Origin of the sequence: Salinisphaera sp., assembly GCF_002729955.1 — a bacterium.
Taxonomy (GTDB): Bacteria; Pseudomonadota; Gammaproteobacteria; order Nevskiales; family Salinisphaeraceae; genus Salinisphaera.
The window spans coordinates 23,023-29,785 of sequence record NZ_PBYA01000001.1 but is presented as its reverse complement, the minus strand read 5'-3'; the positions used below and the strand labels follow the sequence as shown (position 1 = coordinate 29,785).

8 protein-coding genes are annotated in these 6,763 nt (G+C 58.9%); 2 read left to right on the top strand and 6 right to left on the bottom strand.

The window, feature by feature from the left end:
* The first annotated feature begins 337 nt into the window (after positions 1–337).
* Positions 338–664: a YnfA family protein gene (locus CMN27_RS00135; RefSeq protein ID WP_293623304.1), complete on the top strand. Its 327-nt coding sequence runs from the start codon at positions 338–340 to the stop codon at positions 662–664.
* Positions 665–878: 214 nt separating this feature from the next.
* On the opposite strand, the gene merA is transcribed toward CMN27_RS00135, so the two are convergent.
* The 6 genes from merA to CMN27_RS00105 form a co-directional block, all read right to left on the bottom strand.
* Positions 879–2,525, bottom strand: coding sequence for a mercury(II) reductase (merA, locus tag CMN27_RS00130; RefSeq protein ID WP_293623303.1), 1,647 nt, complete (start codon positions 2,523–2,525; stop codon positions 879–881).
* A gap of 22 nt (positions 2,526–2,547) precedes the next feature.
* Positions 2,548–2,760, bottom strand: a complete 213-nt coding sequence (gene merF, locus CMN27_RS00125; RefSeq protein ID WP_209064980.1) for a mercury resistance system transport protein MerF — start codon at positions 2,758–2,760, stop codon at positions 2,548–2,550.
* 6 nt (positions 2,761–2,766) lie between these two features.
* A complete protein-coding gene (locus tag CMN27_RS00120) occupies positions 2,767–3,066 on the bottom strand; it encodes a cation transporter (RefSeq protein WP_293623300.1) in 300 nt (99 codons plus the stop codon).
* Between the two features lie 12 nt (positions 3,067–3,078).
* Positions 3,079–3,441: a mercuric transporter MerT family protein gene (locus tag CMN27_RS00115; protein WP_293623299.1), complete on the bottom strand. Its 363-nt coding sequence runs from the start codon at positions 3,439–3,441 to the stop codon at positions 3,079–3,081.
* Between the two features lie 88 nt (positions 3,442–3,529).
* Positions 3,530–3,931 (bottom strand): Hg(II)-responsive transcriptional regulator, encoded by a 402-nt coding sequence (merR, locus tag CMN27_RS00110; RefSeq protein ID WP_209064976.1) that lies wholly within the window; start codon positions 3,929–3,931, stop codon positions 3,530–3,532.
* Between the two features lie 700 nt (positions 3,932–4,631).
* A complete protein-coding gene (locus CMN27_RS00105; RefSeq protein ID WP_209064974.1) occupies positions 4,632–5,039 on the bottom strand; it encodes a helix-turn-helix domain-containing protein in 408 nt (135 codons plus the stop codon).
* A 115-nt stretch (positions 5,040–5,154) separates the two neighbouring features.
* Between CMN27_RS00105 and lnt the strand changes: the two genes are divergently transcribed.
* Positions 5,155–6,681 carry an apolipoprotein N-acyltransferase gene (gene lnt / locus CMN27_RS00100; RefSeq protein WP_293623296.1) on the top strand — a complete coding sequence of 509 codons (1,527 nt, stop codon included), beginning with the start codon at positions 5,155–5,157 and terminating at the stop codon, positions 6,679–6,681.
* The last annotated feature ends 82 nt before the right edge of the window (positions 6,682–6,763 follow it).

The following is a 6,763-nucleotide window of genomic DNA, read 5'->3' as shown; positions in this document are numbered from 1 at the left end:
TAGCCGGATCCAATCGCGGTGACGAACAGCGCAAGTTTGCCGACGAGACCGGCAAGCGGCGGAATACCCGCGAGCGAGAGGAGGCTCAGGCGCAATGCGCGGCGAGCAACGGATGAGCGGTGTCGAGGCGAAGACACGCGGGGTTCCATAGCCCGCTATCCGCCAAAGCAGACGCTCTCGGAGCTTCCGAACTCACTAATGCGCTGTTATCGCACACGCATCGAACTAACACGCTTTCGGGATTCGAACAGTTCCCAGTTCAGCCTAGTTCGTGAACGCTCAGTGCTGGTTTGCTCGCGTTAAACTGCATCGCCAAAAGCAAATCTGCTGGTCACTCATGCCGACACTTGTGGTCTATACCTGCGCTGCGCTTGCTGAGATCGCCGGCTGCTTCGCGTTCTGGTCTTGGCTCCGATCGGGGAATAGTGCGCTATGGCTTTTTCCGGGCATGGTTTCACTGGTGGCGTTCGCTTGGTTATTAACGCTCAGCCCCGCTGATCAAGCAGGACGCGCTTACGCTGCCTATGGAGGCCTATATATAGTCGCTTCAATCCTTTGGATGTGGGCTATAGAAGGGCACGCGCCCGACGTCTGGGATGCACTGGGCGCAGNGGTTTGTCTTGCCGGCGCAGCGATCATTCTGTGGGCCCCGCATNCGACGTGAAGCTTGTGCTNGNATCGNATACATCAGGGNCAAACTAGGTGAACCGATCTTTGCANGTCTGTATTGGGTNGTGCCCCAANCAAAGACATCGGGTCACGCNAAAATACCCCAAGACTNGANNGCGAATCCAGCGCTNCGAGGCTCGCCNCGCGCCGAACTGAAAGAGGTAGACGAACAACGGCTCGATCGATCAACCGATCGCTAACGGCGACAGTCACCCAGCACAGCAGGACAGCTGCTCGACATCTTTGGTAAAAGTCTGGGCACAGAGCTTGAGCGCTTCCACGTGAACCAGATAAGGAAACAACAGATCGCCCAAGGCTTCAACGGTCATGCCGTGGTGGACGGCCAATACAGCGGCCTGAATCATCTCGCCGGCTTCGGGAGCCAAGATTTGAGCTCCGAGTAGACGATGGCTGGCCGCCTCGGCAACCAGCTTGACGAATCCGCGGGTCTCGAAGTTGGCAAGCGCACGTGGTACATGTTCCAACCCTAAAGAACGGGTCTCGATCTCGAGGCCGCGCGCTTGGGCTTGGCGTTCATCCAACCCCACCGTCGCGATCTGCGGATCGGTGAAGATCACTGCCGGCATGGCGGACAGATCCAGCCGCGCTCGACCGCCGGTCATGTTGACGGCCGCGCGGGTGCCGCCGGCGGCGGCCACATAGACGAACTGGGGCAGCGTCGTACAATCGCCAGTGGCATAGATATGCTCGGCGCTGGTACATAGCGAGGCATCAACCCTGATCGCACCGCGTTCATCGGTCACCACCCCGATCTTGTCTAGTGCCAAATCGCGGGTGTTCGGGGAGCGGCCCGTTGCCACCAGCAGNCGGTCGCCCTGGATCGGGCCGTCGTCGGTGTCGAGCGTGAATTGCCCTGCCGCAAAATGTACGGAACGCGCCTGGCTGTGCTGGCGTACGTCGATTCCTTCGGCGCGGAAGGCCGCGGCAAGGCCCTCGCCGAGCGCGGGGTCTTCGCTGGATAGCAGCGTACTGCGGGCCAGGACTGTGACCTTCGAACCCAAACGGCGGAACGCTTGAGCCTGTTCAACGGCAACGACAGAGGCGCCGATGACGATGATGTGCTCGGGCGTGTCCGGACTGAAAACCGCCTCATCGGACGTCCAATACGGCGTGTCGGCCAGGCCCGGTATCGGTGGGATCGTTGGGGAAGCCCCGGTAGCGATCAGAATGCGATCGGTCACCAAACGATCTTCGGACCCGTCATGTGCCGTGACAATTAGCGTATGCGCATCTTCGAAGTGGGCCCGCCCGCGGCGCAGCGTAATCGATGGATTATCGTCGAGTATTTTCTGGTACTTGGCCGCGCGTAGTTCTTCGACTCGGGACTGCTGCTGGCGCTGCAGGCGTGGCCTATTAATCGTTGGCTTGCAATCTGCCAACCCATCAAACGGGTTGTGGCGTTGGTGCTGGGCCAGTTCGGCGGCGCGAATCTGGATCTTGGACGGCACGCAGCCCACATTGACGCAGGTGCCGCCAATGATGTNGCCCGACTCGATCATGCTCACCCGCGCCCCTGCCTCAACGGCGCGGATGGCAGCCGCAAACGCGCCGCTGCCACTGCCAATGATCGCGATATGGCGGTTTTCGTCTTCTCCCGCGACCCGTGAAGACTGGGCAAGCGAAGATTCGTCGTCCCAGTTGCGGGCATCGTAGCCTTGGGCCTGTACCGCTTCGATCAGCGTGGTTTCATCTGTGCCGTCATCCANCTGGACTTCGGCACGGCGCTCGGCATAGGACACCACAGCGCTTGCGCTAGGAAGTGCATTGAGCGCGTCCTCGACCCTTTGGGCGCAGTGCGCGCAGGTCATGCCGTGAATAGCGAGTATGCGTTTCATTTGGGTTCCGGATCGGTCGGGTTTAGCAGGCCATTTTCTTACGCCGATAAACGGCGTAGATCGTCAGCCCCAGGAAAAAGGCCAGCGCGGGCAGCAGCACATAGTCCAAATAGCCCACCAGCGCAGAAAGACCGACGACGCCGAACAGGATCACCAGCACCGGCGTGAAACAGCACAGCGCCGCGATGACGGTGCCTGCAATGCCCACACTGAACAGCTTTTTATTGCGGCCCATGTGGTGTTACTCCGTTGGCTCGGACGGATAGCCAGCGCGGGTCGTGGCCGCGGTTAAGTCCGAGACCGAAGCAATCTTCGGATCGAAGGCGACCGTGGCGGTCTTGGACTCGTAGTCCACGCGCACCGTGTCGACGCCGTCGACCTGCTGGAGCGCCTTGCGCACCACAAAGGGACAGGTCGCGCAGGTCATATGANCCACCGCAAGCGTTACGGTCCNTTCAGCCGCCGCAAAAGCGCCTTGTATCCAGACCGTGCCCACCAGCAGCATGGTGGCCACTANAATCATGCGTTGTTTTCGAACCATGACGATCNTTCCTTAGAGAAAAGCCGGCGCGTACCAGGGAAAGGTGAGCAGTGCCGTGACGAGTAATGCGAGCAGCCAGAANATGAGGCGCTGACGGCGCTTGACCGCGGGTCGTGCGCACGCTGTATCGGAATCGCAACTCGGCTCGCGGCGATACAGCCGCCAACCGGCAAAAATCAGCAGCGCCAGCGTAATGACGACGAATATCGGCCGATACGGTTCCAGTGCAGTGAGCGAACTCATCCAAGCGCCGCCGACACCAATCGATATCAACAACACCGGCGCTACACAGCACAGGGAAGCCCCGACCGCGGCGAGTACGGCGCCGATCTGGGCCCAGGTGGTGCGACCGGTCGCGGTCGTGGGGTCGTTCATGAAAAGGCTCCGTGCCGGTTCGATAATCGGACGAAGCGCAGCTTAAACGCGGTACTCAGGTACCGTGTCAAGGGCTGGCTGAGTTATTTCAGTCGCGGCGGGACAGCGTCTCGATCAGCGGACAATGATTGGACACTTGCGCGTTCCGGCAGCGATCGATCAGCCCATCCAGCGTGTCTTGCATTGCGGCCAGATCGGCGATGCGGGCTGCCACCAGCGCGCGCTGATTTTCCGCAACGCGGCGTACGTCATCGCAATGACCGTCACCCAAAATCAGCAAGTCGCCGATTTCGTCAAGGCTGAACCCCAAGCCCTGCGCGCGCTTGATGAAACGAATGCGGTCAACGGTCGCGCGCGGATAGCGACGATAGCCAGTGGACGGTTTGGGCGGCTGATCGATCAATCCGCGTCGCTGGTAATAGCGCACAGTTTGCAGATTTACGCCGGCGGCCGCCGCGAGTTTTCCGATCGTTAGTCCAGTCTCAGCCATGTCGTTTCAGGTTCAATTTGCCACGCGTAAATACGGTAGCAACAAGACATACTCGATGCGCCGTCACCAGCGCCTATCCAGTCGCGGGCGGTGCAAGTTCAAACCGGGCCGAGTCGGTGCTGGTAAATCTTGGTGGAGGCTCATGCTTGCCTGTAGTGGGTGACCGATACGGTTTGAACCATTGGCGACTGTATCCACTGAATGAGCAAATCCTGTCGAGCGTCGCCGCCGAGCACCTGTTTCGCTGGGCATCAAACCACATCGAATTAAGGGTGCCTGATACGACTGCCCGTCAAGTCATTTTTGAAAGGCTTGGCGTGGGTGCCGATCGCTGACTGGGATGGTCCACTTTAGGTCGATAGCCGGCCTCGCGCGATTAGCTATTCCGAGTTCCCTAACCGACGTGCCCCGGTAGAGAGTGCTTGAAAAACGTCTTGAGACGCTTTTATCGGCCGCCGAGAAACGCCGCCGAGTGCCACTCTGCCGGATGTAGGTTAGCGCCTGCGCCGTACCGGCGGCGCCTCTGTGCAAAAGAACGGCTCCACCCAAGTCGCCGAGCGACAATACAAACTAGAAAAGAATCGATCTGATGAAAACGTGATTGTCTTTTCCGCCGTTCATCGACTTTGTTTGGGTCAAAACACGAAACGGGAAAATCGTACGTTAAGCAGCGACGCGCGCCCGCAGCCTATCGGTAACGTTATTCATTGGCCGCTAAAGCTTCGATGATGCGGCAATTCTGGATTCGACCACCGCGGCAGGCATGAATCATATCCTCCAACGACATTTCCAACGCCTGCAAGGCCGTAAGCTTCTTACGCACGGCTTCGAGATGCTCTTTAGCGAGTCGAGCGACGTCTTCACAGGAGGCATCACTCTGATCGGCTTGCGTCAGCAGCATGCGTACATTGTCTTGGCTGAAGCCCAGTTCCCGGCAGTGCTTGATGAACATGAGCCGTTCGACATGTGAAGGGCGGTAGTGGCGCTGGCCGCCCTCGCTACGGCCTGCTTCCGGTAGCAGGCCTACGTCGCCATAGTAACGAATCGTGGCTACACCTACGCCCGTGTGTCGGGCGAGATCGCCAATCCGTAGATCGGATTGCCTCATAACCTTCTCGCGCTTGAAGCTCTAGTAGCTCGAGGACTTAGTGTGTGGCTGTTGCAGCACGCTCGCAACTAAAGCGTAGGAATATCCTGTGTGCAACCGAGCTTCGATCAACCGCATGTCGGCGCGCAACGTCTCAGCACTCCCAATCATGCTCGTGGTCTATGGTCTGGCGTTGCTCGCTGGCGGCGTTTTGCCGCTCGCTTTCGCGCCGTTAGGTTGGTATTGGCTGGCCGTGCTGTCGCCGGCGGTTCTATTCCTGTTGGCCGTGCGTCTACCAAAACGTGCTGCGCTGTGGGCAAGCTACTTCTTCGGGTTGGGTTACTTCGGTGTAGGCGTTTCATGGGTGTTTATCAGCATCAATCGCTATGGCAGCGGACCCGTAGCAGCCCTGCTCGTCACGGTAGGCTTTGTAGCCCTCTTGGCCTTGTTCCCGTGGTCAGTGGTATTTCTCGTGCGCACCTTATCCGCCCGGATGAATGGCGTTGCTCTATGGTTTGGTTTGCCAGCGGCATGGGTACTGAGCGAATGGGTCCGGCTCTGGTTCCTGACCGGTTTTCCTTGGCTTTTTTTAGGTTACAGCCAGATCGGCACGCCGCTTGCCGCGATCGCACCCGTATTTGGCGTGCTGGGCGTGAGCTTTGTGGTGACCGTTATGGCGGGGGGCCTTGCGTGGATGATTCTTCGTTTGAGCTTGCGGCGCCTGGGAATCACAAGCGGCGCACTGGTGGCGCTATTGCTTGGCATTTCATTGCTTGATCGTGAATGGACCGAGCCGGTAGTAGCCAAGCCACTGTCCATTGCGCTTGTGCAGGGGAATGTGGAACAAGACAGGAAATGGGAGTCAGGAGCGCTGGCGTTCACTTTGAGGCGCTATAGGGCACTGACACAGCCATACGCTGGAACGGACCTTATAGTCTGGCCGGAAACCGCCGTGCCGGCGTGGTTCGATCAAACCTCTGAATATCTAGACCGACTTCAAGTACGCCTCGGCGAGCGCGGATCGACCCTTATGCTGGGTATCCCCATGCGTACACGCCAGGGCGAAGCATACAATTCTGCAGTGAGCCTGGCTCGCCCAAGTCAGTTCTATTACAAACGGCATCTGGTGCCCTTCGGTGAATACGTCCCACTGCGTCGATTTGTGGGCCCATGGTTGAATATTCTGGGCGCACCGCTTGAAGACTTCAGGGCAGGCCAGCAGCCACAACTACTATATGCCTCCGGCATGCCCATCGGCGCATTGATTTGCTTTGATGTGGTGTTCGGCGCTGAAGTCACTGACCTGCTCCCAACCGCGCAGTTGTTGGTCAATCTGAGTAACGACGCGTGGTTCGGAGACTCCCTAGGGCCGCATCAACACCTGCAAATTACCCAAATGCGCGCCGTTGAAACTGGGCGCCCGCTTGTCCGATCCACCAATACCGGGCTCACGGCGGTAATCGATCACAACGGTCAACTGCTGGCGCGCGCGCCTCAGTTCGAGCCGACTGTTTTGCAGGCAGAGGTCACCCCGCGTACGGGGACCACGCCCTACGTCCGCTGGCAGGACAAACCGGTGCTGGCTGTCGTCGGGATCGCACTGGTCGTGCTCGTTGGGGTAGGAAAAAGAGACAAACGAAATTCAGTCTCGCTGAGTGCTTGACCCTTTAGTCGCTAGAGGTTTTATCGTCGTCTTATATCCAACAGAGTTTGGCGCATGATTGCGCTGGTGGAGGGAACACGGG